Below are 25,783 nucleotides of genomic sequence, written 5' to 3'. Positions count from 1 at the left end.
CTGCTTTCTTTTAGTTACTGTCTTTAGTGGACTTGCTTCCAAACTGGTATTCACTACAAGGGATTTAAGTGGATTCGGGACGGAATTATATACGGACAGAATTCTCACTTCTTTTGATGACGGCATAGAGCCTCTTTGAGGACATCATTTCCCTCCAGCTCCTATTTTGATGTCGGCATAGACCCTCTTTGGGGACATCATTTCCGTCTAGTTCCTCTTTTGATGACGGTGTAGCCCCTCTTTGAGGACATCATTTTCGACCAGCTCCAATTTTGATGACGGCATAGAGCCTCTTTGAGGACATCATTTTCCTCCCGCTCTTCTTTTGATGACGGCATAGACCCTCTTTGAGGACATCATTTTCATACCGCTCCTCTTTTGATGACGGCATAGACCCTCTTTGAGGACATCATTTTCCTCCAGTTCCTCTTTTCATGATGGCATAGACCCTCTTTGAGGACATCATTTTCGACCAGCTCCTCTTTTGATGACGGCATAGACCCTCTTTGGGGACATCATTTTCCTCCAGTTCCTCTTTTCATGATGGCATAGACCCTCTTTGAGGACATCATTTTCCTCCAGCTCCTCTTTTGATGACGGCATAGACCCTCTTTGAGGACATCATTTTCCTCCAGCTCCTCTTTTGATGACGGCATAGACCCTCTTTGAGGACATCATTTTCCTCCCGCTCCTCTTTTGATGACGGCATAGGCCCTCTTTGAGGACATCATTTTCCTCCCGCTCCTCTTTTGATGACGGCATAGACCCACACTTTCTTAAATAACAAGAAAAGTTGTCCGGATACGACTTTTATCAGACAATAAATTTTAAAAATAGAAGGCAGACTTAGCAAAACCTTTTAACTCAAAGTTTTCGTTAAGTACCCTCCGAATAGTCCTCTCGTCCTTAACCACATTACACCAATCATGAATCCTTGCTGTTGTTACCTTGTTATCCGAAAACAACATCTTAAATTCATTAATACTTCTTATTACAGCCTCGGAGCAACTCTCCCGGCCTCCACAGAAGCCGCACTGAAAGGTCTTATGGAAAGACCCATAAAACACCCCGCACCCCTTACAAACAATCCCCTTTCGAAGCCTGTCATACGTGTAGTCAGGGACACTGGTATAAGGCATTTCCTCTATCAAAAGCGACAATAACCTATCACCTAGTTGTACTTCCGAACGGGTCGGTTTCGAGCACCTCTCCAATAATTTTTCTCTGAAACGCACTAGTTGAGTTGGGTAGATAATCGGTAAATGAGCAGGGACATTATAAAGATGAAATTCGGGATGGACAAATACTAAATGAGGCTCTACGTTGATTCGCCAGCCCATATTTTTAACAAGCTGGTTCATGAGGGTTTCTGCTTTTTCGAGCTGAAGGTGGGGGTTTTTGACGATGTTGCCTTTTGGCGAGTGCCATTTGCCTTCTTTGTCGATGGTATAGTCGCCTGCGAAGTTTTTGACTTCGAAGATATGGAGGGTTCCGGCGGAGATTCCGAGGGAGTCGTTTTGGAAGTGGTTGTTGTTTGTATTGAGGTTGATGTCGTTTAGAAAAATCATGTCCTTAAGTGGTTCTGCCCACTTATCAAATGTGACTTCTCCTTCATATCCTTTTTCTTTGTACTGGTAATAGCTTTCTTCGTCTTCGGTAAAATTCATTCTTGGCCGCAATATTCTTAATATCTGCAGCTCCTTTGGCACATCACGCATTTTCATGATCAATGGGCATCACTCCTTTTCAAATATAAGTAAATTCTAGCGAAAAACGACTAAGGCGTCTACTTACTTGACTTCCTACACAATAAAAAGAGAACTGAACAGATTTGTTCAGTTCTCTTTCCTGTTTATAAAGAATCGAGGTAATTCAAAGCATCTTCGAATGTCTTAACAGGAACTATTTTCATATCAGTTCCGATTTCTTCTGCCGTTTTCAAGGCTTCTTCGTAGTTTGGCTTCAAGTCTGGATTTGTTTTCTTTATCCTATCAGGAATAAGGTCCATGGGAGCAAAGAAAACTTCCGCTCCTGCTTTATCGGCCGCAATGACTTTTTGCTCAATACCACCGATTCTGCCCACTGTTCCATTAGAAGAAATAGTACCCGTTCCAGCAATCTCCATTCCATGGGTGATATCCCTCTCCACGAGTTCATTGTAAAGCTGAAGGCTGAACATCAGCCCCGCAGATGGTCCCCCGATCTTTTCTGTATTCATCGTGACTTTAGGTGTAGTGATGATTTCTTTATCATCCACAAGGCCAATCCCAAGGCCGACCTTGCCTTCGCTGGCAGAAAACTCTGCAAGGGCAACTTCTTTCTCCTGCACCTCATCATCCCGGGTAAACGTGATATTCACCGTATCACCTATGCTTTTTGTGTCAATATATTCAATGAATTCCTGTGACGAACTAAATTCATTTCCATCAATCGCACTGATCATATCGCCGGGCTCCAGCACTTCATCAGCAGGCATTCCAGGATATACATTCAAGACGTAAACACCATTATATTGAAAAGAATATTTTTTATCAGCGTGTTGGAATGCGACTTCAATGGCATTCAGTTTGGAAGACTCCATGAGGTGAAGCTGTCTCACATTATATTCTTCGTCAGTCTCCTCGGACCTCCTGATTTCCCCTACCGGATAGATGTGTTCATATTTCCTCAGGGAGGCAATGAAGTACGTATAGATATTGGCCTTCCCCATCCTTACAGTTGTAAGCATAAGTTTTCCTTCATCTTCATAACCATTTTCAACCTCTATGATCGGATCAAGATCCTTAGCGCTTCCCGGCTTGGTGACATAATACGGCAAGTAGTAAAAAGAACTTCCTATGATAAGTATTGTCATGACGATCAAGATACGGATCCACTTTTTCTGTGACACTAACTATTACTTCCCCTTCCATTCTTCAATTGCTTTTTTTATTGAAGGAATCATTTTTTTCGTTTCTTCTTCACCAACAGCAATTATTTCTTCCGTATTGGTGAATGCCCTGGAGCTGTATTGTTCAACATTCGGCCTGATCATGAAATCTGCACTGAGCTGCCGGTGGCGTATGATTTCTTTCTGAAGAATATCGATGCTTTGCATTATAACATCATATACTGTTGTAATCTCAGCATTTTGCTTTACCTGGGCAACATCTACCCCTATAACAATGTCTGCCCCCATCTCTTTTACGACTGAGACAGGGACCCTGTCAATTACCCCTCCATCAACAAGGAGCCTTCCTTCTATCTTTTCCGGGACAAATATACCCGGGATGCTTATGCTTGCCCTGACAGCATCCGCTATCGGTCCTTCTTTAAAGATCACTCTTTCCCCGTTCGTAAGATCTGTGGCTACGACAGATACCGGCAAACTTAGATCCTCAATATTTTTGTTATGAGTGAACAGCTTGATGAACTGCTTTATTCTCCTGCCTGCTATAAACCCCATTTTCGGAACGGTAAAATCAAGATAATATTTTCTGCGGAATGCAGTAGATAGTTTATATAAATCTTCCATATTATGTCCTACTCCGTAGAAACAGGCGACCAGTGCCCCCATGCTGCTGCCTGCAATCATATCGACAGGGATGCCTTCTTCTTTCAACGCCATCAGGACTCCCAGGTGGGCAAATCCCCTTGCACCTCCTGAACCAAGAGCTAAGCCGATCTTTGGCTCGTTCACATGGGCTCCCCCTTTTTTCTTCGATTGTTTTCATCTTATGGTCTATTTTGAACGTCTATGAGTATATTTCATTAATATGAGGACAAGGTGTGATTGGCTAAACAAGAAAATATATTTACATTGTAACACTATTTACAATATCTACAAGACAAGGAAAATGAACTTTCCTTCAAGATAATGGGGGGAACAAATTGAATGCTTCCAAGTTCAAAACAATCACTTTAGCAGGCTCGGTTACCATTCTCGCCGCCTCTCTAATTGCATTTCCTCAAGAATCTTTTGAAGCTTCCATAAGAGGGCTCAATATGTGGTGGGAAATTGTGTTTCCGTCCTTGCTTCCATTTTTCATCATTTCCGAAATGCTGATTGGATTTGGTGTCGTTAAATTTATCGGTGTCATTTTAGAACCGCTTATGCGGCCTTTTTTCAGGGTGCCTGGTGTGGGTGGCTTTGTCTGGGCAATGGGGATGGCTTCAGGTTTCCCTGCGGGTGCCAAACTGACAGCACGGCTGCGTCAGGAGGAACAGCTCAGCCGGATTGAAGCAGAAAGGCTTGTTTCTTTTACCAACTCATCAAATCCGCTTTTCATCTTCGGAGCGGTTTCAGTCGGGTTTTTCTATAATCCGCAATTAGGTATCATTCTTGCATGTGCCCATTACTTTGGAAATATCTGTGTCGGATTCCTCATGAGTTTTTATGGACGAAAAGAGGAAAGTGAAAGTCATATCCAGTCCAATAAAGTCTTTTCCATAAAAGGGGCATTATCTGCTCTTCATAGGACCAGGGTTCAGGAAAAAAGGCCGATTGGTAAACAGCTCGGAGATGCGGTGAATTCTTCCATCCAAACCCTTCTCATGATCGGCGGATTCATCATTTTGTTTTCAGTCATTAACAAACTGCTCTTCCACCTTCATATCACTACTTTCGTCGCAGACGCACTCAATATATTTTTCAGTTTGTTAATGCTTCCTGACGAACTGACCCTTCCATTTATTTCTGGATTATTTGAGATTACACTTGGAAGCCAGATGACCAGCGGGGTCGGAGAAGCAACACTGCTGCAACAGGCCATAATAACAAGCTTTATTCTTGGTTTCAGCGGTTTCAGTGTACAGGCGCAGGCGGCCAGCATCCTCGCGCAAACTGATATTCGCTTCCGCCCCTTCTTTATGGCCAGGCTACTCCATGGATCAATCGCTGCTATCATCACCCTGTTTATCTGGAAGCCTGTCTATGTGAAGTTTTATCAGGATAAGCCTTCAAATGCCGTCCCGGTCTTCAACAATCTTGATTGGCATTTTTGGGAGAATACACTTCTTTGGATGAAGCAGTGGGGCCCGGTCATCACCCTATTTTCGTTGAGTATATATATCATTCTCTATATTGTAAGAATCAGGGAAGGATCAAAAGTATAAGTCATAAACAAAAATATATTAAAAAACTGCATCCAACGGGATGCAGTTTTTTAATTAAATATTATTTTTTGCCTGTAAAGCAATTTCCACCGGTTTCGGAACCAGTTCTGATATGTCTGCATTATACTTGGCAACTTCTTTCACAATAGAGGAGCTCAAGAAGGAGTATTGATTGTTAGTCATGATAAAGAACGTTTCAATATTTTCATCCAGTACCCTGTTCATCGATGTTATCTGCATTTCATATTCAAAGTCCGATACTGCACGCAATCCACGAAGTATAGCATTTGCGTTCACGCTTTTTGCATAATCCATTAAAAGTCCCTGGAAGGAATCGACTGCAACATTGGGGATATCCTGGGTGACTTCCCTGATTAACTGGATTCTTTCTTCCACTGAAAACATCGGTTGTTTTGATGAGTTGTTTAAAACAGTTATGTATATTTTATCGAAAACTTTCGCCCCGCGGGTTATGATATCCAAGTGCCCGTAAGTAATCGGATCAAAACTTCCCGGGCAGACAGCTATACTAGACATTCTTGCAGCCTCCGTTTCTTCCAGCAGTATTTCTATAGTCAAACAGTCATGGGTAAGAACCTTCTATTGGTTTTGATGTTTTTGATAAATGGTGATTCCTATTATTCCATACGACTCTTTCCTGATAATACTTAAAGTGCCGATATTTTCAGGAAGGTCAATATCAGAACCATGTTCACAAACCACGTAACCGCTTTCATTCAATAAATCGTGTTCTTCAATTTCTTCAAGCAGTTCCTGAAGCTTCTGCTTCTTGTAAGGAGGATCCAAAAAGATATATTGAAAGGACAATTCTCTTTTAATCACTGCTTTAAGGGCTCTTGCGGCATCATTTCTATACACTTCACTTTTGTCGTTGTATCCGCAGAGTTCAAGGTTGCTCTTTACAGTTTGGATCGCTTTGAAATCTTTATCTACAAAAATCACACTATCCAAACCTCTGCTCAACGCCTCTATTCCAAGGCCGCCGCTCCCTGCAAAGAGATCGAGCCCGGCACCCGAATCAAAATAAGGGCCGATAATATTAAAGATTGCTTCTTTCACTTTATCTGTTGTCGGACGGGTCCCGCTGCCCGGCACTGCCTTGAGCGGCCTTCCTTTGCATTCGCCAGATATTACTCTCATATTGAATTCACCACTGAATATGTATTGTATTTATTTCCTTTATATCCTACCATATATAAACATCTTTTGCTATGAATCGTCGAAAGGTGATGAAACTCGTTGAATTTTCGTTTGAATGTATAAAAGTCATCTCAGTGGTGATAATGCTATTAACAACATCTTTTCTGGTGTTGTTGCCAACCGCGGAGAAGACTTACGTTTCCCCATAAGTTCTTCCTCCGGTTTCTCCTCTCCCTTTGCCTTCTTTCCCTAGTGGAAATAGAAGGACCCTGCAGGAAGTCCTGCAGGGTTTTTTTGATTATAAAGCGGAAAGGCCCCGCTCAGCGGCGTACAGATTGGAGGGCTCTCGCATGAGATAAAGGAATCACGACGAGCTAGCGAGTCGATGATGACTTATCGCAAGGAGAGAGATCGAAATCTGCTAGCCGCTGGGGCCTTGGAGCTGGATTGATAAAGCGGAAGCGGCCGTTCAGCGGCGTACGGAAGGAAGATTTACTTTTCAATTATCACTGGAATCTTTACTTCACCTTTAATCCACGATGGATAATCCTGAAGTTCAAACGAAATCATCCCGCCAGGATTTTCAGACCGGTCATAAGGAAAGCCGAACCGGGGCACCATGTCAGAACCAGCTCCCTCATGATATTGAGAGTGCAGCTCCTTCTCCTCGCCATCAGCATTCTTATAACTATTAATTGGATTCATATGGTTGGCCTGCTCATAATCCTGATCCCATGAAAATAATAATGCTCCGCCATTATCAAAAGCTTCCTCATATTCCACCTTTGCCAGCCTTTCATCCGGTGCCTGCAGAATCTTTAAGTTATCTGTGTCTACCTGAACTTCTAATTTTCCTTTTTCGAGCGCGCGAATAGTATTAAATACAAGGTCAAGTTCTTTTGGTTCTTCAAAATAGTTGCTTTGGAGGTAATAGGTTTTCTCTTGGAAATCACCGCTCGCAACCAAACCATTGGATATCCTTGACCAGGTTTCCCCTTTCTCATCTACAAGCCTGAGATCCTCGATATCGAAAATACGCTTGGTATTTTCTTCTGGAAAATGAAATTCAACCCCTATTCTAGTCGGAGAAATCTCCATTTGTTTGACTACTATTTTTTGTCCCTCTATTAAATATTCTTTATTGATGTTTTTTACTTTTGTTTTGCCTACTTTCCTCTGATCAATTTCAAAAGGGATGTTCCATTCTTCAGCTAAAGCCCCTTCATCATCTCTCATTTCCATGACCACAGAATATTCCTCACCCATTAACGGTTTCCTTAGACCATAGTCTGACTGATACATATTGGGCTCTTCAGTATCCAGGCTGGCAAAGGACAAACTGGTATATGGAACCTCTTTTCCAGCTGCATTTTTCACCCTGATGCGCTCTATTTGAAGATTATCAAACTGTCTTTCTGTTTCCACTGAGTAAAATAGGACAAGCTGTTCTTCATCAGCAATCAAAGAATGAAGCGTGATTTTTATCCCTTGATGTGTAACTGAATTCTTCACTTCCTGAACATAGTCATTTTCTATAATTGACATCAGCCCTTTATCCTGCCTCACCATCTCTACAATTTTATCCATGCCGGGGAAAGTGCTGACATAGTCTGCAAATGCTTCGGAAACCCTGATGGAACTGATAAATACAGTTAATAAAATTACAGCTGCAGCAAGGATCCCTTTCCATAGATAGTCCGGCTTTTTTGAGCGATGCGCTTTGTGTATGCCTTCCCTTATTGCTTGATCAATTTTTCCGGCTGGGAATTCCGCTTCTTCCAATTTCTTATTAAGATTATGCAGCCTTTCTTCTTCACGATTATGCATGTGGATCACCTTCCTCATCATCAGTGAATTGTTTCCTTAAAGCCAAAAGCCCCTTATGAAGCCAAGTCTTAATCGTTCCCTGAGGATGTTTCAACGTTGCTGCAATTTCTTCTATTTTCATATCTTCCAAGTATTTAAGAATGATGACTCTCCGGTACTTTTCTTCAATCTGCAGGATGGCTTCTTCGATTTCCAGGCTGGATACCTCTTCCGGCCCTTCTGCCTCTTGAAGAAAAGAATCATCCAAAATCATGCGCTTATTCTTTTTGAGTTGATCACGACAATAATTCATTAGGATCCTGGTCAGCCAGGTTGAAAAGTATTGCGGTTCGCGCAGCCTTTTCAGCCCTTTATAGGCCCGGAAAGTCGTTTCCTGGATTGCTTCCAGGGCATCATGTTCGTTTCTTAAATATGACAATGCTATTCTATATAATTGCATTTTATGGACGGTGATCAGTTGGTAAAATGCTTCATCATCGCCTTTTTTGGCTTTTTTGACCAATAGTTCATTTTCCGATTTCACCCCGATTCCCCCTTTCCTAAACGTTAGACTTCAAGAATCCGAAAAAGTTTTACTTTTTTGGATATTTTTATTTTTTCTCTTTAACTGTCGGTTAATGAACATCCTTTACTTCTTAAAAGGTCTTTGGAATAATGATTAATTGGGAAGAAGAAATAGAAATGATGAGGATGAAAGGAAGTAGTAATAAATGATCCAGCGTTTTATTGAACTAGGTGAAGGGTATTCCGATTTATATGAACTTATCGAACTGGCACGTTACAATGAACCAAGAGTGCTCCATTTTATGGCTTTTCATACTGTGGTTAAAGAACGACCTGTCACTTCATTGGCAATTGTCCTCAAACCTGCCGAAGAAGGAAAGTTTCAACCGCTTTATATTTGCAGAGAAGGCATCCCTGACCCAAATCATCTGCCAAACAAACGTTTTCAGCTTTTTGAACAAGCTGCTGAAGCACAGGGACGTAAAGTCATACAAATGGATGTTAAGCCGTCCTCAGCCTTTGCTGAGAACCAATTGTATTACCAGCACCTTATTGCTATATTGAGATTGAACCATTATATCCCGCCCTTGCAATAACCGGGATACTGTTAAAATAAAAACAAAAGCAAACAGGCACATCATCTCCTGTTTGCTTCCATTTAGATCCCCATTTTATAATCATACTCTTTGGCTTTATCAGGTTTTGAGTTCTCAAACTGCGTCTTAATAAACGGCTTGTAGGAAGGCTCCACTTTTTTAACGTAAGAATAAGAGGATAGTTTTTCTACAATCGCTTCTGTTTCACTCTGATTACAATACAGCACAACATATTTCAGCTTTCTGGAAACATACTGTACATTTCCAAACCTTCTCATGGATTTGGCGTGTTTTAAACTATATAACCACACTGTAATACCTTGTCTTTCGGTAAACATCTTATTTTCCCCTTATTATTCACTCTATTTTTCATAAGTCTAGCATAAGAAATAACCATAAATCAACAAAAGAAGGGATGTAAAGTATGGACCTGGCCGTGATTTGGGATAAATTCGCAGAACATTTGCAATCATTCGAAGGCATTGAGGAATATCAAATGAAGAAGATTGCCGGGATTCCTTTCATCTACATTAAAGGTATCTTAACTAAAGAGGACATGGAAGAATTCATCAAGAGAGCTGCAGCAAAATCCATGCGCGGCAAACGCCTCCATTCCGAAACTGTGTATGTAAGACAAAACGACAGCCGCTATGTATACCGCCACCGCTTCTATGTTCCGCAGGAAAAGATGTTTTGCTGTGGAAACCTCTGTGTTGACTGCATTCGGCTGCGAGGTTAACCAGGCATATGGACGGGTTTGCCCTTATTCATTCCCCTCCTTTTTCAATCTTCATTCCAAATTTCTAAAGAAAAAAATGCGGAGGATATAATCCCCCGCATTTTATGAACAGCCGCAGCTTCCTCCACTTCCACATCCGCCTCCGCAGGCAGAGCCGGAATCAAAGAAAGGATTCCCTGTCGGCACTTTTACATTTTCAGACACTGACCTGCCGATTAAAACGCTGACCTGATCCAATAAATCCTGGAGGTCGTTTTCAGCACGGCGGAAGTTAGCAACATTTTCGTCCATGTCCATGTCACGTTTCAAATGGCGTACATCCATCATCACTCGTTTGTAATCAGGATGGTAACGGCCAAAACGCTGAACTTCTTCATAAAGTTCTTTCATTTTATTGAATTCACGGACTTTACGCTGGGTGTCTTCATCTGTCTTGAGCTTATATAAACAACGACGATACTCTTCTGCAACTTCTGATTGCAAAATTTGAGCAGCCAATTCTTCAGCGGATTCCTGTATTTCCAGTCTTTCTAATGTAGCAAGCAAAAACGCTCACCTCCATAACGATATTTTAACACGTTTAATGAAAGTAAGCGAATAGTTATTATTATGGAATTGTGATATAGAACTGCTTCTGTAACCCAAAAGGTGTATTGTCTTTTGCTACAATATCAACCTTTACATGATGAATCCCCTTTTTTAATCCTTTTATAACAAAGGCTGCTGTATGATATTCTTCAAACCTCTTGCCATCGACACTTACAACAATTTTACCTTTTTCACCGGATTTCCCCGAAGTAAAGGTGATTCCCGGAGCAATGCATTCAACATAAACATGACTTCCCTGGACAATGTGCCTGACCGTTACATCCTTCTTATCCTGTGCACTGATGGATGCTGCTTTTGCTTCAAGTTCCGTACCAAAAGATTCAGGTTCAGGCATATCTTCTTTGCAGCCAGTCAAACAAACTATCAACAGCAATAGTAAATACTTTTTCATCTCAACCACTCCTTGCCATTAGCGTTTGCAGACAAGGAAGTTTTTAACCAAAAAAATAAGCCGAATCCTTATGACTGAGTATGATAATCACTTTTGGGTCCAGGAATTTCATTGAGAATCATTCATGGCCTGGAACATCTGCATCATCATGGAAGCCATTTGCACGCCATTGGAAAATCGCTGCACCTGGTGATGTACCGTCTTTTCAAAATGATTGATGGATGCTGCTTCAAACTTATCAAGATGATGAGGATTTTTGCTCAGAATTCTGTACCAGGCCGGCTGGACTCTGATGAAATTTTTCAAATCCTGCTTTGAATGGATATAGTCGACCACTTCTTTTCTCATTCGTTACACTTCCCTTAATCTTTTCTGAATGAAAACGGATGCCTTGGCCGCTGCGGGGTTTCTGTTTGTTCCGGTGCTGAAGCAGTGTTGGTCGTTTGGAATTGGGACAGGACCCCTTGGACTGCACCGATTGCCTGGCTCAAGCTGTTAATATGCTGCTGCATTTGATCAGGATCCATATTCTTCAGCATTCCTCCAATTTGGTCCATAAAACCTTTAGATTCATTTTTTTCTTGTTTGGTTTTCTCTTTGCCTTCTCTATAAGGATCCCACCTGGAATCTTCCTCCCCCAATAAGTACCATTCCTCAAATAAATCCTGCCAAGTTGCCGTCCCTTTTCTGACTTCTGAGGATATTTTCGGATGCTTCTGTACGAATTCCTTAAATTCATTTACTTTAGGATGCAGCTTTTTGGCCATATCCTTTCACCTCCTCTAGTCGGGCATATACCTACTACAACTTATGATAGTTCATTAGAAATGTGAACATCAGCCGGAAAAGAACCAAGTTATTGAAAAAATTCCCCGGAAAATTATTTCATGATATGATTAATTAAACTGATAATGGCTATTTAGAAAAACAGATTGTTAGCTCTTTCAAAGAGTTGTGCAATATTTTGTATGGAACAGAAGGAAGAAGGAAAAACAATCTCCTATTTAAATATAATAAATGGCTGACCCAGAACAAAAACAGAGAAGGATGTATAAAGATGAAAGAAGAACTGACAGAATTGCTGAAGGAATGTATAGAAAATGGAAGTGAAGCCGACCTGAACGTCCTTAAACAAATGCTGGAGGGGGTCAGAAGAAAACAAAACAGCGAAAATGGCTCTTACATTGGGGCCGCCCTGGCTATGGAAAAAAAATCAGGGGACAATATATGTGAGGTGACCATTCCGATTACCCCCCTTACATATAACTCACTCGAAATTGTTCATGGGGGAATCACTGCCACACTTGTGGATACTGCAATGGGTACCTTGGCTAATCAACTGCTTCCAGAGGGCTTTGGTGCCGTAACAACTAACTTGAATGTTCATTATTTGGCTCCTGGAAGACAAGGGAATCTGACAGCAAGAGGAACACTTGTACACAAAGGCTCCAAGACACTTGTTATTGATGGAAAAGTGTTTTCTGATGATGGAAAAACAGTTGCTCATTCTACAGGATCTTTTTTCGTCGTAAAAAAGGGGCAGTAAACATTTCGATCCCCTATCCCATAATGAATAAAAAGTCGGCTGTAATAAGCCGACTTTTTATTGTTCGAATTGCTGAATGAAGTTTTGAGTATAGTACTTTCTAAAGACGCCTACTCCAAGATGCGTAAAATCAGGTTCTAATAAAGTTTTTCGGTGTCCCTCGGAATTCAGCCAGCCATGTACAGCGGCCGGGCCGTCAGCATATTGGGCGGCAATGTTCTCACCTGCCATGCCAAAAGCAACACCTGCACTCTCCAAACGGTCTGCCAGTGTACCAAAGGTTGGGGATTCATGAGAGAAATAGTCCTGTTCAAACATGTCTTTACTATGTTCCTCAGCTACAGAAGCAGTTTCCTCATCCCATTTTACCCGCCCTGCATCATAACTGGTACGAATGATATTCGTAATGTCAAAGATTTGCTGTTCACTGCCTTCAGAGATTTTATTCCATTCCTCCTGAGATATCTCGTTTTCTTCCATAAGCTCTCCTCTATACACCATTTCATAAGGCCGCTGCTCTATAAGCGTTTCTTTGTTGAATAATCGGATGCTTACGAGTTCACCAGTATACTTATCAAGATAAAGCTGAGCATAAACATCCCCTACCATCGTCAGCATCCTGGTATTCAAGTCTTCTTCGGAGAGCTCGAAACGATATGTCCCTCCATCAATGTTGACAACAATTTCGGATTCCACTGGTGAATTTTGATAAATTTCCTTGATTGTCTGACCTATTTTGAAAGGCTGGATGTCTGCTTCGCTGCCAGCAGCATAAATAGTAACCACCTTGCTCCTTTCAATGCCAACCTGTATATATTCCTGATCAGAGAAGTGATATATCCACCAATCATAACTATAAGCTGAAGGATCAATACGATCGGGTTCACCTATTTGGGCAACCAGTTCCTCAGCACTTTTATTAATAAATGAAGCTATCCCCTGTACCGGGGGGCCAACATTTGAATTTTCTTCTGTGCCGTTCAGCGACTCACCCTCATCCATCTGCGGATTATTTGTTTCCGGTCCCTTTAATATAGGTGTATCATCCTGGTTAGCATTTGAATAAATACCGACAAAAATTATAATTGCTAGAATCGTTAGAATTCGAAGTAATGTTTTCAGGAGTTATCCTCCTTTCTTTTAGTATGCTGATATAAAATATACTCATCTTTCCAGGAGGCAATAAAACCTGCTGACAACCTTTACAATACCAGGCCGCTTATATGTATTAACTATTTTTAGTATAGCATTACTTACAATTCCTTTTACAGTAAGAGCTTTTAGAAATTTTGTATAATTGCCGGGATATTACACTGTTTCATTCGTATACCGAAAACTATATAAAAAAACTGCCTGGGGGAGACGGCAGCTTCATAGCTTATTATCAGCACTTACATTTCCAGCAGCTTATTTGGAACCTCTTGAATAAGGGCAGACTCCATCCCGGCTGCTTTCAATTCAGATAGGTTTATTGGCTTTGATATCGGGTTCTGATATTTCTTCAATTGCCATGTTGGTTTGATGGTCGAGAGTATCTCTTACAGCCAGGTCTCCAAGAGAAACAATTCCAACAAGCTTTTGGCCGTCAACCACAGGAAGCCTCCTTATTTGATGTCGGCTCATCAATGACGCTGCCTCGTCAATTGTTGCCTCAACCCCCACTGTGATTAACTCATCGCTCATTACTTGTTCTACTTTGGATGACCCGGGATGTTTTTCAGCAACCCCTTTAACGACAATGTCCCGGTCAGTGATCATGCCTACCAGATGATCACCATCCACAATCGGAATGGCTCCAACGTCATTCTCCTTCATCTTGACAGCTACTTCAAATACATTATCAAGCAGTGTACATGTCTCCACATTACTGGTCATAATTTCTTTTACGATCACGGCTGGATCCTCCATTCGATTATTGTTTCCTTCTCCTATCTTTCTCCTTTAAAAAAGAAGTATTCGCCCGGACAAAAGGAATTTACTAAATTCGTCACAATGTATTCGTTGCAACTATGGAAGAATTACACTATTATAAAGGATGAGGATTTTTTTGCATTTTGTCTGGATAATAATGAAAAGATAAGAATGCGTTGATGATATAGGAGGGATTATTTATGCGATTTGAAGCTTCTGGCGTCGATAAAATGAAAGCGGATTTAAACAGGCTTGATGAAGTCATGAAATCACATGGTATGCTTAGAGAAGGCCAGTGGGATTATGAACGAGTTACTTATGACAAAAAATTTGAAATCAAAGAAGGTACATACTATCTGAGAATTCAAGGTCATTCAGTAAGTGGGGACATCGGAAGACACGATGCCGTAATACAGCTTATGACACCACTATTAGGAAAACACTATTACCCGCATGGTGTGGAATACGGCGAAGGTGAACACTTCCCTGCACACCTTGTAACTACTTGTGAAAAACTTTTGGCTGAAATCAAAGCTGAAGTTACGGGATTTGCTGAATAAAGAAACATGGCAGCTGGCAGTAAAGGACAATCCTTTCTGCCGGCTTTTTTAAATCATTCAACAAAGGCCATTCTAAATTACGAAAAAAAACGTTTAAGGCAAGCCTGCACTCTGTTCAGTAAAGGTCCTATTATAATATAATAGTTAATAGGTACATATGTAGAAAGGGGCCTCAAATTGACGAAGTTTCTCTCCAAAAAGATGTTAGTGATCACCATCGCTGTCATCATTACTATTTTATTGATTTATTATATCCTTCCGGTTTCAATCCCCCTAATAACCGCCATAGTGACAGCATTGCTGTTGGACCCGGCAGTAAAAATGCTTGAAAGAAGGTTCAAGATTAAAAGGAAACTTGCTGTCCTGATCGTCTTTATCATTTTTATTCTGTCCATCGGGGTTCTTTCATACTTTGTGATTACAAAGGTTGTGGGAGAAGGCGTAAAACTGGTGGAAGATATACCTGCATATATAAATCAGTTAAGCAATATCTGGCTTTCCTACGAAAAACAGCTGACGAATGCCGCTAAAGATCTGCCGATTGAAATTGTTACCGAAACAAGCAAAGAGGTACAAGACTTTTTGAACAGTTTCAAAAACAGCTTGAAAGAGTATTTGGATATTGAAAAAATAAGTGCATTTCTTGCTTATATCCCTAACTATCTGGTCAGTTTCCTTGTGTTTCTGATTGCCTTATTCATGTTCATGCTCGATCTGCCAAGGATCAAACAGGCCATATTCGGCCATTTGACGGAAAAGACTGCAGAAAAGGTCAACTTTATGACTTCAAGGCTCTCCTATGTCATATTCGGTTTCTTTAAAGCTCAGTTCCTGGTCAGCATTATCATTTTTGTAGTTTCTTTAATCGGCCTTCTCTTTATCGCGCCAGATGTCGCTGTCGTGATGTCCATTGTTATCTGGGTCATAGATTTCATTCCATTGATCGGTTCGATTGTTGTCCTGGGACCATGGGCCCTTTATCACCTGTTATCGGGCAACCTTACCTTGGGTACGGAATTGGCAATTTTAGCTGCTGTTCTTTTGATAATCCGACGGACTGTTGAACCGAAAGTAATGGGAAGCCATATCGGTCTTTCTCCGCTGGCTACACTTATTGCGATGTATTTAGGCCTTAAACTGCTTGGAGTCCTTGGGTTTATATTGGGACCTTTGATTTTGATAGTGTTCAATTCCGCTAAAGAAGCAGGTATCATCAAGATGAACTTTAAAATATAAATACATAAAGGCAGGTCCCGATGAGGGACCTGCCTTTATTGATTTTAAAAAAAGTCGATAAATAACCCAGGATTGGCTCGAATATTCTTCAAACCTGAAATGCTTTCCTGGCTGCCTTTAATCAAGCCCATCTCAAATAATTTTTCAGCAGAGTAATTGCCAAAAAATAGAGGAACCAGAGCATTCACTTCCATTTCCAACACATTAGGACTCTCATCCTGCTCAATGACTACCCCATCTGAAGTAATGGTAAATACCTTATTGTTCCAAGGGGCATATTGGTCTGAAATCTTTAGGGATACCTCTTCATTAAAGGAAGATAGGAATTGTTCCAGAAATGCTTTAACATCAACAATCCTTGCCATAAAGTAAGGGTGCAGCTCTGTTGCTGTCTTTGGATTGTCCAAGAGGAAGACAATCGGATCATCTGGGGACAGGACGAGTTCAACTTCTTTTAACATGGAGTCGTGCTGACAGATGAAGTTCCACATGCCGCTTCTGGCTTCCGAATTCAAAACAACCAGTTCCTCTACTTTCATTTTTTCCTCTTTGATAGAGTATAAGATATATCCTTTTCCTTCACCTTCACTGTCATAATAGACAGCCACATTCAAGTTTGTTATTGACCTTTCCTTCCACCATTGTTTCTCTCTCGACAACATACCGCTGTATTTCACTGCATAAGCTCTGTATATCTCTTCCAGTACAGGAGGATAGTTATTCTTATCAAACCTTCTTACATTACCAGGGACTTCGTCAAACATCTTGAGTTCTGACCGGCTTACTTTGACTTTCTTTAACGTAGTAAACAATTCCCATCCATACTTTCGGTAAAATGCTATGGAGAATGGATGAAGCATGGATATCGTCTGCCCTTTTTCCTTCATTCTTTTTAAAGTAAAGGTCAATAATTCTTTCACAAAACCTTTTCGCCTGTATTCCGGATATGTTGCTACTCCCGCAATTCCACCCATTTTAAATTCCCTTTCCCCCATATATACATCCAAAGAAAGCAAATGCAGTTTGGCGGCAAGTTCCTCTTTCACTTCTATTCCATAAAGTTCATGGTCATCCAATTGCCTGAACCTTTTTTCTTTCTCCTCCTCGGGCACATTGTATTGAAAAGCATACATAGAAAGATTTAAAGAATCTTCATACTGATTTTTGTCGAGTCTTTTGATTGCCATAATTATTCACCCCTTCATTTTTTATTCTACGGAGTCCCATGCTATTCCTTTATTCAGTTAACGATAAAAAAAGAGCAGGTGATATCACCAGCTCCATGAATAATCATTAAAAACCAAGAATGGCCTTTATGACAGATGTTGTTTCTCCGCCTTTATATAGAACGTACAGCAGGGCATAAACCGCCACACCTGTCGTTGCAGTGAAGAACCATATAACACTGGTAATAGGACCCAGTTTTCTATGGCGTTTATAATTCTCTTTATAGCCAGACCAAATGGTAACCAATCCAAAGACTGCACCTGTGGTAGCAAGGGTTATATGAAAAATCAAAAATAATGTGTAGTATATTTTGATATCATCAGGGCCGCCAAAGGAGGTATTCCCAACGAATATCGTACGGCTCATATAAATAATGAAGAAGATCAAAGCAAATACCGCTGCTGTGAACATCGTTTTCTTATGCGCTTCAATCTTTCGCTGTTTAATCTGCCACCATCCTATTGCAACCGTTATGGCGCTTAAAACGATGAAAGTTGTACTAATCGTCGGTAAAATTGGTAATGACATGGTTTCTTCCTCTCTTTTCTCTTTGGTAAAAGTCGTATGTTATTCTACTGGCTTAGGATCAGCTAAACCAGCTGACTCATAGTTTTGGAATGAATGGGCTGCTTCTGCTTGATCTTTTTTGTACCATTGGAAGAACAAACTTGCAAGTACAACACCAAAAACAATTTCCTGAATGATCTTCATAATGACTCCGCCAAGCTGCTGGTCATGCTCCAAAGACATAGAGGTGAACAGCTCGGGACCGCTTAAGCTCAAACCTGACAGGGTGTTCGTCGGGACACACAGCGCTAGGGCCTTCAACCACTCTTTCGGGTCATAATATGTTGCGTAAAGCGGATTTTCCGCAAAGATGATCAAACCGCATGCAGGGGTCAGCAGGACGGCGCTGCCCAATATATATCCAATTTTCTTAAGTCCATGCAAATCGTTTTTGCTGTTTGCTGGATTCAAAAGCGGCCACCACATGAAGACAGCCAAAATGAATAGAATAAACGTGAACAACCCATGCAGTGTCACATCTGTTCTGACATTATCAAAAACAGCCGGAATATGATACACAGAGAACACAATGTTAAAAGACACTAATGCAATAAGAGGTTTTGTAGCCACTCTGAATATCGACTTGATCACGGGCAGCTCAATTACACTCTTCCACACCCAACTTGGGATTCCCAGCAGCAACACTGGCGTAAACACCAAATAAAGTGTTGCCATTTGCGTCATATGAACAGAAAACAGCATGGTGCTCATCACTTCAACAGGAGAACCTTTGATGGCATACAGCAATATCATCGAAATCAGGAAGTATGATGCCTGTTTAATAGTAAGTGGTTCACTTTCTTTGAAACTGCTTCTCCATTTTACTGTAATTAAAAAGTAAACTGCTGTCATAAATAAAATAGTGATTATGAATAACGGACTCCATAATGCAAAAAATCCGAAAATACCTAAATGCATAATGATTACCTCATTTCTCTAGGAATGCTCAACCTTATTATACGTTGCAGGATTCGACAGTTCAACGTCAGCTGATGACAAGTTCATGACATTTAGCCATTCTTCCACAAGCTTTGAAAGACTTTAGATGGATTTTCACTTCAGGTTCATGACTTCGTAAAAGAACAAGATCCCGTTTTTGAATATTGGAGGTGGATCCAGGTGGCTGGGAATGGGGGTTTTAGAGTATCACTCCGCACTTTTTTTGAGGACGGTATAAATCCTATTTGGGGGCATCATTTTCTTCCCGCTCCTCTTTTGATGGACGTATGTAAACTCCTAAACAATAAAAAAACCCCTGAAACTGCTGTTAAACAGTTTCAAGGGTTTTTTCTTTTGTATTTAAATCCAGACGATTGTCATGAACGTCAAGACAGTGATGAAGGCAACCAATGCTCCTGAGTACAGGAATAATGCAGGTCCTTCATGACCTTTATGGCTCATATGCATGAAGTAATACAATTGGAATATCAACTGCACTACAGCCAGTAGAAGGATAAATGGTACTACGAACCATTTAGAGAAACCTCCTGCTACAGCAACGAAAGCCACTAACGTTAAGAAGATCATCAGTGCAAATGATACTACCTGCATCCTCATATCTTCTGCATTTTTCTTACGGCGATATTCGTAATCTACGCTTGGGTTACCTGAGTTTGATTGTACATTCGCCATCAGTTTATCCCACCATTCCCATTAGATATACTACCGTGAAGATGAATACCCACACGACATCGATAAAGTGCCAGTATAAACTAGCAACATAGAACTTTGGTGCATTGTAAAGGTTCAGTCCACGCTTGGCATTTCTAACCATCAATGAAATGATCCATAGAAGCCCGAAGGCAACGTGGGCACCGTGGAATCCAACCAATGCATAGAAGGCTGAACCAAATGCACTGCTGGTAAAGGTATGATGATATTCATGGACATAATGATTGAACTCATAAATTTCAAGTCCAAGGAATCCCAGTCCAAGTAATACCGTGATCAAGAGCCATGCCTGCATATTTTTAAAACTGTAGTTTTTCATATGATACATAGCATAAACACTTGTCAATGAACTTGTTAAAAGAAGCATAGTCGCCACGAATGCAAGCGGAAGATCAAAAAGATCTTTTGCCAGTGCATGGTCAGGGCTTGGTACACTATCTTTCAAAGCAAGATATGTCGCAAACAAAGAACCGAATAGTACCGTTTCTCCTCCAAGGAAAAACCAGAATCCAAGAAACTTATTTTTAGCTTCCAGCGTAGCCTTTTCAGGGGCTGCCGGCCATGTTTTTGGTGTGAATTTTTCTTCAGTATGCATTATGCCTTACCTCCTTTGTCGGAATCCTCAAGAAGGTCTTCTTTGTGGATATGATATCCATGATCATCAATAACAGAACGAAGGAACATTGATCCAAGCGTGATCAGCATTCCGATAATAAGAACCGGAATTGCCCATGCCTTATCATCCACATGATACATTGCACCAAAGGCAGCTACAAATAATCCAATGGACATAGTAAATGGAAGAATGGAATTGTTTGGCATGTGAATGTCACCGATTGGCTCAGCTGGAGTATATTCTTTCTTTCCTTCCATTTTCTCTAACCACCAAGCGTCTAATCCGCGAACAAGCGGCGTCTGCTTGAAGTTATAGAATGGAGGAGGAGAAGGAATAGCCCATTCCAAAGTACGGCCGTCACCCCAAGGGTCATTGCCGACTTTCACACCCTTAACTTGAGTCATGATGATATTGATTAACAAAATGATTGTAGCAATTCCCATAAGTCCTGCTCCAATCGAACTTACAAGGTTAGCTGTTTCAAATCCTTGACCAGGCAAGAACTTCCAGATACGACGAGGCATACCCATCAGTCCTAAGAAATGCTGGATAAAGAATGTTAAATGGAATCCGATAAAGAATAGCCAGAATGTAATCTTGCCAAGGAATTCATTCAACATTGTACCGAACATTTTCGGCCAGTAGAAATGCGTTCCGGCTAATAATGCCAGTACTACTCCACCTACTATAACGTAGTGGAAGTGGGCCACGACGAAATATGTGTCATGGAATTGATAGTCAGCCGCAGCTGACGCAAGCATAATCCCCGTCACCCCTCCAAGAGTAAACGTTGGGATAAATGAAACCGCGTATAGCATTGGAGTTGTGAAAGCAATGCTTCCGCCCCAAATTGTGAATAACCAGTTAAAGATTTTGATTCCCGTAGGAACGGCAATCGCCATTGTAGCAACTGCGAAGATTGCATTAGCGATAGGGCCAAGACCAACAGTGAACATATGGTGAGCCCATACCATGAATCCTAAGAAACCGATAAGAACTGTTGCGAATACCATTGAAGAATATCCGAACAAACGCTTTCTTGAGAACGTTGGAATAATTTCAGAAAAAAGACCGAATGCCGGAAGGATCAAGATATATACTTCAGGATGTCCAAAGATCCAGAAGAAATGCTCCCAGATAATTGTATTTCCTCCTGCTGCAACATCGAAGAAGTTCGAACCGAACATACGATCAAACATCATTAAGAATAATCCGACAGTCAAAGCCGGGAATGCGAACAAGATAAGAGCTGAAGTTACGAATGCTGTCCAAGTGAACAAAGGCATACGCATGTAAGTCATCCCTGGAGCGCGCATTGTTATGATGGTAACAAGGAAGTTGATACCACCAATAAGTGTTCCCGCACCGGATATCTGAAGACCCAATACATAGAAGTCAATCCCATGGCCTTCTGAGTGCAAGGATAAAGATGCATAGGAAGTCCATCCCGCATCAGGTGCTCCACCTAGGAACCAAGATAGGTTTAAGAATACTCCTCCAAAGAAGAACAACCAAAAACCAAGTGAATTCAAGAATGGAAATGCAACGTCACGTGCACCAATCTGCAATGGAACGACGGCATTCAAGAATGCGAAGATGAGCGGCATGGCTGCCAAGAAAATCATCGTCGTACCGTGCATTGTCAACACTTCATTGTATAAGCCTGCACTGATAAAATCACTGTTCGGAACGGCAAGCTGAATACGTATAATCAAGGCTTCAAGTCCGCCAAGCAAGAAGAAGAACCCACCTGACATCAGGTAGAGAATAGCAATCTTCTTGTGGTCTACTGTTGTTAAGTAGTCCCAAAGATTGGCGCCAAAGCCTTTCTTTTGTGCATAGCTACTCACGATTAAACCTCCCTTTTACTTTCCCCAAATTAATCTTGTACTTTTAAGCCCATCAGGTATTCTGCCAGGGCATCTAATTGCTGTTCATCCAATTTTCCATACGTACCTGTCATTTTGTTACCAGGTTTATATTGTTCCGGATCTACCAGCCAGTTTTTCAATTCTTCTTCATTATGTTCAAGAATACCAGCTACACGGGAACGCTCACCAAAGTTAGCAAGGTTAGGCGCAAGACGTGCCTGTTCTGGTCTTTGATCCTGACCGGAAACCGCGTGACAGCTCATACATTTTTGATTGAAGATTTCTTGTCCTTGTTGAGCCAATTCAGTTGTAGGAGCAGGCTCTTCTGTTTCTTGCATAGCTGTTACCCAGCTGTTGAAATCATCTTGAGAGATAGCTTTTACTTTGAAGTCCATTAAAGCATGGGATGGTCCGCAAAGTTCAGCACACTTTCCATAGAAGAGGTTGCCCACTTCATCGGCAGCTTCACTATCAAACTCAAGGAAGAACGTATTGACATTATCAACGTTCGTGTCCATTTTACCACCGACCGCAGGGATCCAGAAGGAGTGCTTAACATCAGAAGCAGTAACATTGAAATATACCTTTCTGTCAGTCGGCACAACAAGATCCTGGGAAGTGATGATGCCTTGGTCAGGATATTCAAACTCCCACCAATACAGGTTGGCACGGACATTCACCACAAGTGCTTCGCGGTTTCCTTCCGCATCTTTCTTTTCCATAGCATCCGTATCAGCCAATTTAAACGTAGCGGACACTGTCGGTACAGCCAGGATTAGAAGCAGGATAATCGGGACAGTTGTCCAGATAACCTCTAGTGTATGGCTTCCTTCGACTTGCTTAGGAATCTTATTCTCGTCGCCTTTTTTACGACGGAAACGTACAATAGCAACAAAATAAACAATTGCAACTACTATTATAACGAGAACCATGATAGTGGTAGCCAAGATCATAAGATCATATTGCATCTGTGCCACTTCACCGGCAGGCTGTAATGTAGAAACAAATGGTTCTCCACAGCCGGAAAGAACGAGCGCCATCAGTGTGAGAACCGACAACAGGCGCCATTTAGATAGCCTTGCTTTCATAGCTTAATCAAACCCCTCTTTCGTGTAATGTACTTTTGTAAAACAAGGACTGAAACTTATTTTATATGGATTTCCTATAGAAAGAATTCCCGAACTAATTAGATGACGGTTACAATGACCATCGCTACAAAAAGGATAGTCAAGTAGTTTAAGGAATAAACAAACATCAGCCTTGCCCATTTAAGGTCATCTTTCATTTTATAACCAGAAAGAGCTAAAGCCAACCATCCAATGTTAAATGCAGTTGCAAGCGTAAAAAATACAGGGCCGAGTTCCATCAGAAAGAATGGAATCGGAAACAGGGCAGCCACCCATAACACACTGTGATTCTTTGTAACTGCAAAACCTTTCACAACCGGAAGCATAGGAATATTTGCCGTTCTGTATTCCTCTACGCGTTTCATAGCCAAGGCATAAAAATGCGGCGGCTGCCAGATGAATACAATGGCAAACAGCATCCAGGCGATTATATCAAGATTGGCATCGACTGCAGCCCAGCCAATCAGCGGAGGTACAGCTCCGGAAATGCTTCCGACAACTGTATTGCTTACGTGCTGTCTTTTAGACCACATCGTATACAGAACCACATAGCTGAAAATTCCAATAATGCCTATAACCCCAGCTGTTACGGTTGTCATAAATAAAAGAACAGTTCCTATAGTAACCATCAGCAAACCAATCAGCAATGCCTTGCTGCCGGTAATTTTGCCCGTTACCGTAGGCCGTCCTTTGGTTCTCTCCATCAAATGGTCGATGTCCCGATCAATGTAGTTATTGATACTGCACGATCCGCCCATTACCAGCGCTGACCCTGCCAGAGTGAGGAACATCGTATCAAGTGAATTCAGGAAATGTGTATTAGTAAAATAAAAAGCCAGCCACATACCTGTAAAAGTTGTAATTAAATTGGAATTGACAATACCAATTTTAATAAGGGCCAAAAAGTCTTTCCATGCTGTAGTAACCGGAATATCTGCATCTTTCATATCTGCAATTACTCTGCTGTTAGACATCTTTCCCCCTCCTCTCTCTTAGTTAACAGAGGTTTTCCCCACCTCTATACTATAAAGGAATTCCATTTCCATTTCTATAACCATACAGGAATTTAATAGATTTCCTATAATTAACCCGAAAAATCACTGTGAAGCCTGTAAATAGTCTAAAATTTCAGCTGTCAATATTATATTAAACCACAGAATTTTTTCTTTTTGGGAAATAGAACGAAATGAAATATGGCGATATTGTGTCATCCAGCTTCCTTTCCTAATATATAGATTATTTCATAAAATCATCATATCATAATTTCAGTTGAAACGCTTACAAACATTCGTCATTTTTAGAACAAGTCATGAATTCCATCTTCCTGCAAATCTAGTACAGAGGAAAGTATCAACCTGTATTCTCGTTTTTCTGTAACATTTTATCTGTTGTTTTTTAAGGTTTTATTAGGTATCATTCTAAAGGCGTACATTTTTGCAGAATACTTTTTTCTATGCAATTATACCCATCGCAATTTTCTATCATTTAATGTGTCTAATATCAATTGAAAGTTTGAGAGTTTATTTTAAAGTAGGTGAATAGATTGCATAAAGGTTTGAAATGGTTAAGTGTCATTACCACCCTGGGAATGCTTTTCGTTCTGCTCGGCGGTGCTTTGGTTACCAAGACGGAATCAGGCATGGGCTGCGGGCGCTCCTGGCCGCTGTGCAACGGGGAATTCGTTCCAAGCCAGATAACATTCGAGCTTGTGATAGAGTTATCGCACAGGCTGGTTTCAGGCAGTGTGGGAATACTGGTTCTTATTCTTGCTGTCTGGTCCTGGAAAGCCATTGGATATAAAAGAGAAACAAAGCTTCTGGCTGTTCTATCATTTTTCTTCTTGCTGGCGCAAGCATTAATCGGTGCAGCTGCTGTTATATGGGCTCAATCCGATTTTGTCCTTGCTCTTCATTTTGGTATCTCGCTGATTTCTTTTGCTGCCGTTCTGCTCTTGACTCTGCTGATCTTTGAGGTAGATAAGAAATTCGATGCGGACAAGGTTGTCATCGATCGGAAAATGAGGTTCCATATCCTGGGCATCACCCTTTACAGCTATATTGTTGTCTATACAGGAGCGTTAGTAAGGCACACTAATTCCAGCTTAATCTGCCGGGATTGGCCCTTATGCCTGAATGATAGTCCGGCATGGCCTTCTAACATGTATGAATGGATACAAATGGGACACAGATTTGCCGCTGCTCTTATCTTCTTCTGGATAGCCTATGCAGCATACTTGGCAGTGAAAAATTATAAGGATCAGAGAGTCCTTTACTGGGGCTGGATCATTGCTCTTATCCTCGTTACATTACAGGCAACAACCGGTGCATTGACCGTTTTCACTAGGCTTAACCTTTTAGTCGCCCTTGCTCACGCTTTAATTATATCTTGTTTGTTCGGATTGCTTTGCTACTTCAACCTTATCGCATCGAGAAGCAAACTGCGCCGATAGATAAAGCAGGCAAGGCAGCTGCATTGTAAACTATTATTTTAAAAAGTACAAAAAAGGATGGGGAGGTCCCCATCCTTTTTT

At 41.1% G+C, this 25,783-nt stretch carries 32 protein-coding genes; 7 read left to right on the top strand and 25 right to left on the bottom strand.

Annotated features, from left to right (window positions below):
- Positions 1-197: 197 nt before the first annotated feature.
- The 6 genes from ACOJQI_RS07260 to ACOJQI_RS07235 form a co-directional block, all read right to left on the bottom strand.
- Positions 198-338, bottom strand: coding sequence for a hypothetical protein (locus tag ACOJQI_RS07260; protein WP_421384439.1), 141 nt, complete (start codon positions 336-338; stop codon positions 198-200).
- A gap of 24 nt (positions 339-362) precedes the next feature.
- Positions 363-497 carry a hypothetical protein gene (locus ACOJQI_RS07255; protein ID WP_421384438.1) on the bottom strand — a complete coding sequence of 45 codons (135 nt, stop codon included), beginning with the start codon at positions 495-497 and terminating at the stop codon, positions 363-365.
- Positions 498-515: 18 nt separating this feature from the next.
- The gene (locus ACOJQI_RS07250) at positions 516-656 is read right to left on the bottom strand and encodes a hypothetical protein (protein WP_421384436.1); all 141 of its coding nucleotides are present in this window, start codon (positions 654-656) and stop codon (positions 516-518) included.
- A 171-nt stretch (positions 657-827) separates the two neighbouring features.
- Entirely contained in the window at positions 828-1,724 is an 897-nt protein-coding gene (locus ACOJQI_RS07245; RefSeq protein ID WP_421385416.1) for a nuclease-related domain-containing protein, read from the bottom strand.
- 128 nt (positions 1,725-1,852) lie between these two features.
- Positions 1,853-2,890 carry a SepM family pheromone-processing serine protease gene (locus ACOJQI_RS07240; RefSeq protein ID WP_421384435.1) on the bottom strand — a complete coding sequence of 346 codons (1,038 nt, stop codon included), beginning with the start codon at positions 2,888-2,890 and terminating at the stop codon, positions 1,853-1,855.
- A gap of 6 nt (positions 2,891-2,896) precedes the next feature.
- Entirely contained in the window at positions 2,897-3,679 is a 783-nt protein-coding gene (locus ACOJQI_RS07235) for a patatin-like phospholipase family protein (protein ID WP_421384434.1), read from the bottom strand.
- A 191-nt stretch (positions 3,680-3,870) separates the two neighbouring features.
- Here ACOJQI_RS07235 and ylbJ point away from each other — a divergent pair, with 191 nt between their 5' ends.
- Positions 3,871-5,094 (top strand): sporulation integral membrane protein YlbJ, encoded by a 1,224-nt coding sequence (gene ylbJ, locus ACOJQI_RS07230; protein WP_421384432.1) that lies wholly within the window; start codon positions 3,871-3,873, stop codon positions 5,092-5,094.
- Between the two features lie 54 nt (positions 5,095-5,148).
- Here ylbJ and coaD read toward each other — a convergent pair whose 3' ends face one another.
- From coaD to ACOJQI_RS07210, 4 genes are all read right to left on the bottom strand, one after another.
- Positions 5,149-5,631, bottom strand: coding sequence for a pantetheine-phosphate adenylyltransferase (gene coaD / locus ACOJQI_RS07225; protein ID WP_421384430.1), 483 nt, complete (start codon positions 5,629-5,631; stop codon positions 5,149-5,151).
- Positions 5,632-5,694: 63 nt separating this feature from the next.
- The gene (gene rsmD, locus ACOJQI_RS07220) at positions 5,695-6,276 is read right to left on the bottom strand and encodes a 16S rRNA (guanine(966)-N(2))-methyltransferase RsmD (protein ID WP_421385415.1); all 582 of its coding nucleotides are present in this window, start codon (positions 6,274-6,276) and stop codon (positions 5,695-5,697) included.
- A gap of 471 nt (positions 6,277-6,747) precedes the next feature.
- Positions 6,748-8,082 (bottom strand): DUF4179 domain-containing protein, encoded by a 1,335-nt coding sequence (locus ACOJQI_RS07215; RefSeq protein WP_421384429.1) that lies wholly within the window; start codon positions 8,080-8,082, stop codon positions 6,748-6,750.
- Positions 8,075-8,605, bottom strand: a complete 531-nt coding sequence (locus tag ACOJQI_RS07210) for a sigma-70 family RNA polymerase sigma factor (protein ID WP_421384428.1) — start codon at positions 8,603-8,605, stop codon at positions 8,075-8,077. Before ACOJQI_RS07210 ends, ACOJQI_RS07215 begins: the two co-directional genes overlap by 8 nt.
- A 187-nt stretch (positions 8,606-8,792) precedes the next feature.
- Here ACOJQI_RS07210 and ACOJQI_RS07205 point away from each other — a divergent pair, with 187 nt between their 5' ends.
- Entirely contained in the window at positions 8,793-9,182 is a 390-nt protein-coding gene (locus tag ACOJQI_RS07205) for a DUF7147 family protein (protein ID WP_421384427.1), read from the top strand.
- Positions 9,183-9,244: 62 nt separating this feature from the next.
- Here ACOJQI_RS07205 and ACOJQI_RS07200 read toward each other — a convergent pair whose 3' ends face one another.
- Entirely contained in the window at positions 9,245-9,520 is a 276-nt protein-coding gene (locus ACOJQI_RS07200; protein ID WP_421384426.1) for a YlbG family protein, read from the bottom strand.
- An 86-nt stretch (positions 9,521-9,606) separates the two neighbouring features.
- On the opposite strand from ACOJQI_RS07200, the gene ACOJQI_RS07195 reads away from it, so the two are divergent.
- Entirely contained in the window at positions 9,607-9,921 is a 315-nt protein-coding gene (locus tag ACOJQI_RS07195; protein WP_421384425.1) for a hypothetical protein, read from the top strand.
- A gap of 102 nt (positions 9,922-10,023) precedes the next feature.
- Here the strand turns inward: ACOJQI_RS07195 and ACOJQI_RS07190 are convergent, their stop codons facing one another.
- From ACOJQI_RS07190 to ACOJQI_RS07175, 4 genes are all read right to left on the bottom strand, one after another.
- On the bottom strand, positions 10,024-10,467 hold the full coding sequence (locus ACOJQI_RS07190) for a YlbF family regulator (protein WP_421384423.1): 444 nt from the start codon (positions 10,465-10,467) through the stop codon (positions 10,024-10,026).
- A 61-nt stretch (positions 10,468-10,528) separates the two neighbouring features.
- Positions 10,529-10,921: a hypothetical protein gene (locus ACOJQI_RS07185; protein WP_421384421.1), complete on the bottom strand. Its 393-nt coding sequence runs from the start codon at positions 10,919-10,921 to the stop codon at positions 10,529-10,531.
- A gap of 108 nt (positions 10,922-11,029) precedes the next feature.
- Positions 11,030-11,269 (bottom strand): YlbE-like family protein, encoded by a 240-nt coding sequence (locus ACOJQI_RS07180; protein WP_421384420.1) that lies wholly within the window; start codon positions 11,267-11,269, stop codon positions 11,030-11,032.
- Between the two features lie 14 nt (positions 11,270-11,283).
- Positions 11,284-11,688 carry a YlbD family protein gene (locus ACOJQI_RS07175; RefSeq protein ID WP_421384419.1) on the bottom strand — a complete coding sequence of 135 codons (405 nt, stop codon included), beginning with the start codon at positions 11,686-11,688 and terminating at the stop codon, positions 11,284-11,286.
- A 290-nt stretch (positions 11,689-11,978) separates the two neighbouring features.
- On the opposite strand from ACOJQI_RS07175, the gene ACOJQI_RS07170 reads away from it, so the two are divergent.
- A complete protein-coding gene (locus tag ACOJQI_RS07170; RefSeq protein WP_421384417.1) occupies positions 11,979-12,467 on the top strand; it encodes a PaaI family thioesterase in 489 nt (162 codons plus the stop codon).
- 57 nt (positions 12,468-12,524) lie between these two features.
- On the opposite strand, the gene ACOJQI_RS07165 is transcribed toward ACOJQI_RS07170, so the two are convergent.
- A complete protein-coding gene (locus tag ACOJQI_RS07165; protein ID WP_421385414.1) occupies positions 12,525-13,589 on the bottom strand; it encodes a CAP domain-containing protein in 1,065 nt (354 codons plus the stop codon).
- Positions 13,590-13,925: 336 nt separating this feature from the next.
- On the bottom strand, positions 13,926-14,375 hold the full coding sequence (locus tag ACOJQI_RS07160) for a CBS domain-containing protein (protein WP_421384416.1): 450 nt from the start codon (positions 14,373-14,375) through the stop codon (positions 13,926-13,928).
- 203 nt (positions 14,376-14,578) lie between these two features.
- On the opposite strand from ACOJQI_RS07160, the gene ACOJQI_RS07155 reads away from it, so the two are divergent.
- Positions 14,579-14,938, top strand: coding sequence for a YugN family protein (locus ACOJQI_RS07155; RefSeq protein WP_421384414.1), 360 nt, complete (start codon positions 14,579-14,581; stop codon positions 14,936-14,938).
- Between the two features lie 177 nt (positions 14,939-15,115).
- Positions 15,116-16,174, top strand: a complete 1,059-nt coding sequence (gene ytvI, locus ACOJQI_RS07150; protein ID WP_421384412.1) for a sporulation integral membrane protein YtvI — start codon at positions 15,116-15,118, stop codon at positions 16,172-16,174.
- 44 nt (positions 16,175-16,218) lie between these two features.
- Here ytvI and ACOJQI_RS07145 read toward each other — a convergent pair whose 3' ends face one another.
- The 8 genes from ACOJQI_RS07145 to cyoE form a co-directional block, all read right to left on the bottom strand.
- On the bottom strand, positions 16,219-17,361 hold the full coding sequence (locus tag ACOJQI_RS07145) for a GNAT family N-acetyltransferase (RefSeq protein ID WP_421384410.1): 1,143 nt from the start codon (positions 17,359-17,361) through the stop codon (positions 16,219-16,221).
- Between the two features lie 106 nt (positions 17,362-17,467).
- Positions 17,468-17,929, bottom strand: a complete 462-nt coding sequence (locus ACOJQI_RS07140; protein WP_421384409.1) for a DUF420 domain-containing protein — start codon at positions 17,927-17,929, stop codon at positions 17,468-17,470.
- 39 nt (positions 17,930-17,968) lie between these two features.
- A complete protein-coding gene (gene ctaG / locus ACOJQI_RS07135; RefSeq protein ID WP_421384407.1) occupies positions 17,969-18,886 on the bottom strand; it encodes a cytochrome c oxidase assembly factor CtaG in 918 nt (305 codons plus the stop codon).
- 381 nt (positions 18,887-19,267) lie between these two features.
- Positions 19,268-19,600: a cytochrome c oxidase subunit IVB gene (gene ctaF / locus ACOJQI_RS07130; RefSeq protein WP_421384405.1), complete on the bottom strand. Its 333-nt coding sequence runs from the start codon at positions 19,598-19,600 to the stop codon at positions 19,268-19,270.
- A 4-nt stretch (positions 19,601-19,604) separates the two neighbouring features.
- On the bottom strand, positions 19,605-20,234 hold the full coding sequence (locus ACOJQI_RS07125; RefSeq protein WP_421384404.1) for a cytochrome c oxidase subunit 3: 630 nt from the start codon (positions 20,232-20,234) through the stop codon (positions 19,605-19,607).
- Positions 20,234-22,105, bottom strand: coding sequence for a cytochrome c oxidase subunit I (gene ctaD, locus ACOJQI_RS07120; RefSeq protein ID WP_421384402.1), 1,872 nt, complete (start codon positions 22,103-22,105; stop codon positions 20,234-20,236). The genes ACOJQI_RS07125 and ctaD overlap by 1 nt, the downstream gene beginning before the upstream one ends.
- 29 nt (positions 22,106-22,134) lie before the next feature.
- Positions 22,135-23,214: a cytochrome c oxidase subunit II gene (coxB, locus tag ACOJQI_RS07115; protein WP_421384401.1), complete on the bottom strand. Its 1,080-nt coding sequence runs from the start codon at positions 23,212-23,214 to the stop codon at positions 22,135-22,137.
- 98 nt (positions 23,215-23,312) lie between these two features.
- Positions 23,313-24,227 carry a heme o synthase gene (gene cyoE, locus ACOJQI_RS07110; RefSeq protein WP_421384399.1) on the bottom strand — a complete coding sequence of 305 codons (915 nt, stop codon included), beginning with the start codon at positions 24,225-24,227 and terminating at the stop codon, positions 23,313-23,315.
- Positions 24,228-24,796: 569 nt separating this feature from the next.
- Here cyoE and ACOJQI_RS07105 point away from each other — a divergent pair.
- Positions 24,797-25,702, top strand: a complete 906-nt coding sequence (locus ACOJQI_RS07105; RefSeq protein WP_421384398.1) for a COX15/CtaA family protein — start codon at positions 24,797-24,799, stop codon at positions 25,700-25,702.
- The last annotated feature ends 81 nt before the right edge of the window (positions 25,703-25,783 follow it).

This window comes from Bacillus salacetis, assembly GCF_049177075.1.
GTDB lineage: Bacteria > Bacillota > Bacilli > Bacillales > Bacillaceae_B > Rossellomorea > Rossellomorea salacetis_A.
Note: the sequence above shows the minus strand (reverse complement) of the source record. Positions and strands in the feature narration are given on the sequence as shown.

Coding starts and splice junctions, on each gene's coding strand:
- ACOJQI_RS07260 (WP_421384439.1), bottom strand. CDS start 338: ATGCCGTCATCAAAAGAAGAGCGGGAGGAAAATGATGTCCTCAAAGAG.
- ACOJQI_RS07255 (WP_421384438.1), bottom strand. CDS start 497: ATGCCGTCATCAAAAGAGGAGCTGGTCGAAAATGATGTCCTCAAAGAG.
- ACOJQI_RS07250 (WP_421384436.1), bottom strand. CDS start 656: ATGCCGTCATCAAAAGAGGAGCTGGAGGAAAATGATGTCCTCAAAGAG.
- ACOJQI_RS07245 (WP_421385416.1), bottom strand. CDS start 1,724: ATGAAAATGCGTGATGTGCCAAAGGAGCTGCAGATATTAAGAATATTG.
- coaD (WP_421384430.1), bottom strand. CDS start 5,631: ATGTCTAGTATAGCTGTCTGCCCGGGAAGTTTTGATCCGATTACTTAC.
- ACOJQI_RS07215 (WP_421384429.1), bottom strand. CDS start 8,082: ATGCATAATCGTGAAGAAGAAAGGCTGCATAATCTTAATAAGAAATTG.
- ACOJQI_RS07205 (WP_421384427.1), top strand. CDS start 8,793: ATGATCCAGCGTTTTATTGAACTAGGTGAAGGGTATTCCGATTTATAT.
- ACOJQI_RS07200 (WP_421384426.1), bottom strand. CDS start 9,520: ATGTTTACCGAAAGACAAGGTATTACAGTGTGGTTATATAGTTTAAAA.
- ACOJQI_RS07195 (WP_421384425.1), top strand. CDS start 9,607: ATGGACCTGGCCGTGATTTGGGATAAATTCGCAGAACATTTGCAATCA.
- ACOJQI_RS07185 (WP_421384421.1), bottom strand. CDS start 10,921: ATGAAAAAGTATTTACTATTGCTGTTGATAGTTTGTTTGACTGGCTGC.
- ACOJQI_RS07180 (WP_421384420.1), bottom strand. CDS start 11,269: ATGAGAAAAGAAGTGGTCGACTATATCCATTCAAAGCAGGATTTGAAA.
- ACOJQI_RS07175 (WP_421384419.1), bottom strand. CDS start 11,688: ATGGCCAAAAAGCTGCATCCTAAAGTAAATGAATTTAAGGAATTCGTA.
- ACOJQI_RS07170 (WP_421384417.1), top strand. CDS start 11,979: ATGAAAGAAGAACTGACAGAATTGCTGAAGGAATGTATAGAAAATGGA.
- ACOJQI_RS07160 (WP_421384416.1), bottom strand. CDS start 14,375: ATGGAGGATCCAGCCGTGATCGTAAAAGAAATTATGACCAGTAATGTG.
- ACOJQI_RS07155 (WP_421384414.1), top strand. CDS start 14,579: ATGCGATTTGAAGCTTCTGGCGTCGATAAAATGAAAGCGGATTTAAAC.
- ACOJQI_RS07145 (WP_421384410.1), bottom strand. CDS start 17,361: ATGGCAATCAAAAGACTCGACAAAAATCAGTATGAAGATTCTTTAAAT.
- ACOJQI_RS07140 (WP_421384409.1), bottom strand. CDS start 17,929: ATGTCATTACCAATTTTACCGACGATTAGTACAACTTTCATCGTTTTA.
- ctaG (WP_421384407.1), bottom strand. CDS start 18,886: ATGCATTTAGGTATTTTCGGATTTTTTGCATTATGGAGTCCGTTATTC.
- ctaF (WP_421384405.1), bottom strand. CDS start 19,600: ATGGCGAATGTACAATCAAACTCAGGTAACCCAAGCGTAGATTACGAA.
- ACOJQI_RS07125 (WP_421384404.1), bottom strand. CDS start 20,234: ATGCATACTGAAGAAAAATTCACACCAAAAACATGGCCGGCAGCCCCT.
- coxB (WP_421384401.1), bottom strand. CDS start 23,214: ATGAAAGCAAGGCTATCTAAATGGCGCCTGTTGTCGGTTCTCACACTG.
- cyoE (WP_421384399.1), bottom strand. CDS start 24,227: ATGTCTAACAGCAGAGTAATTGCAGATATGAAAGATGCAGATATTCCG.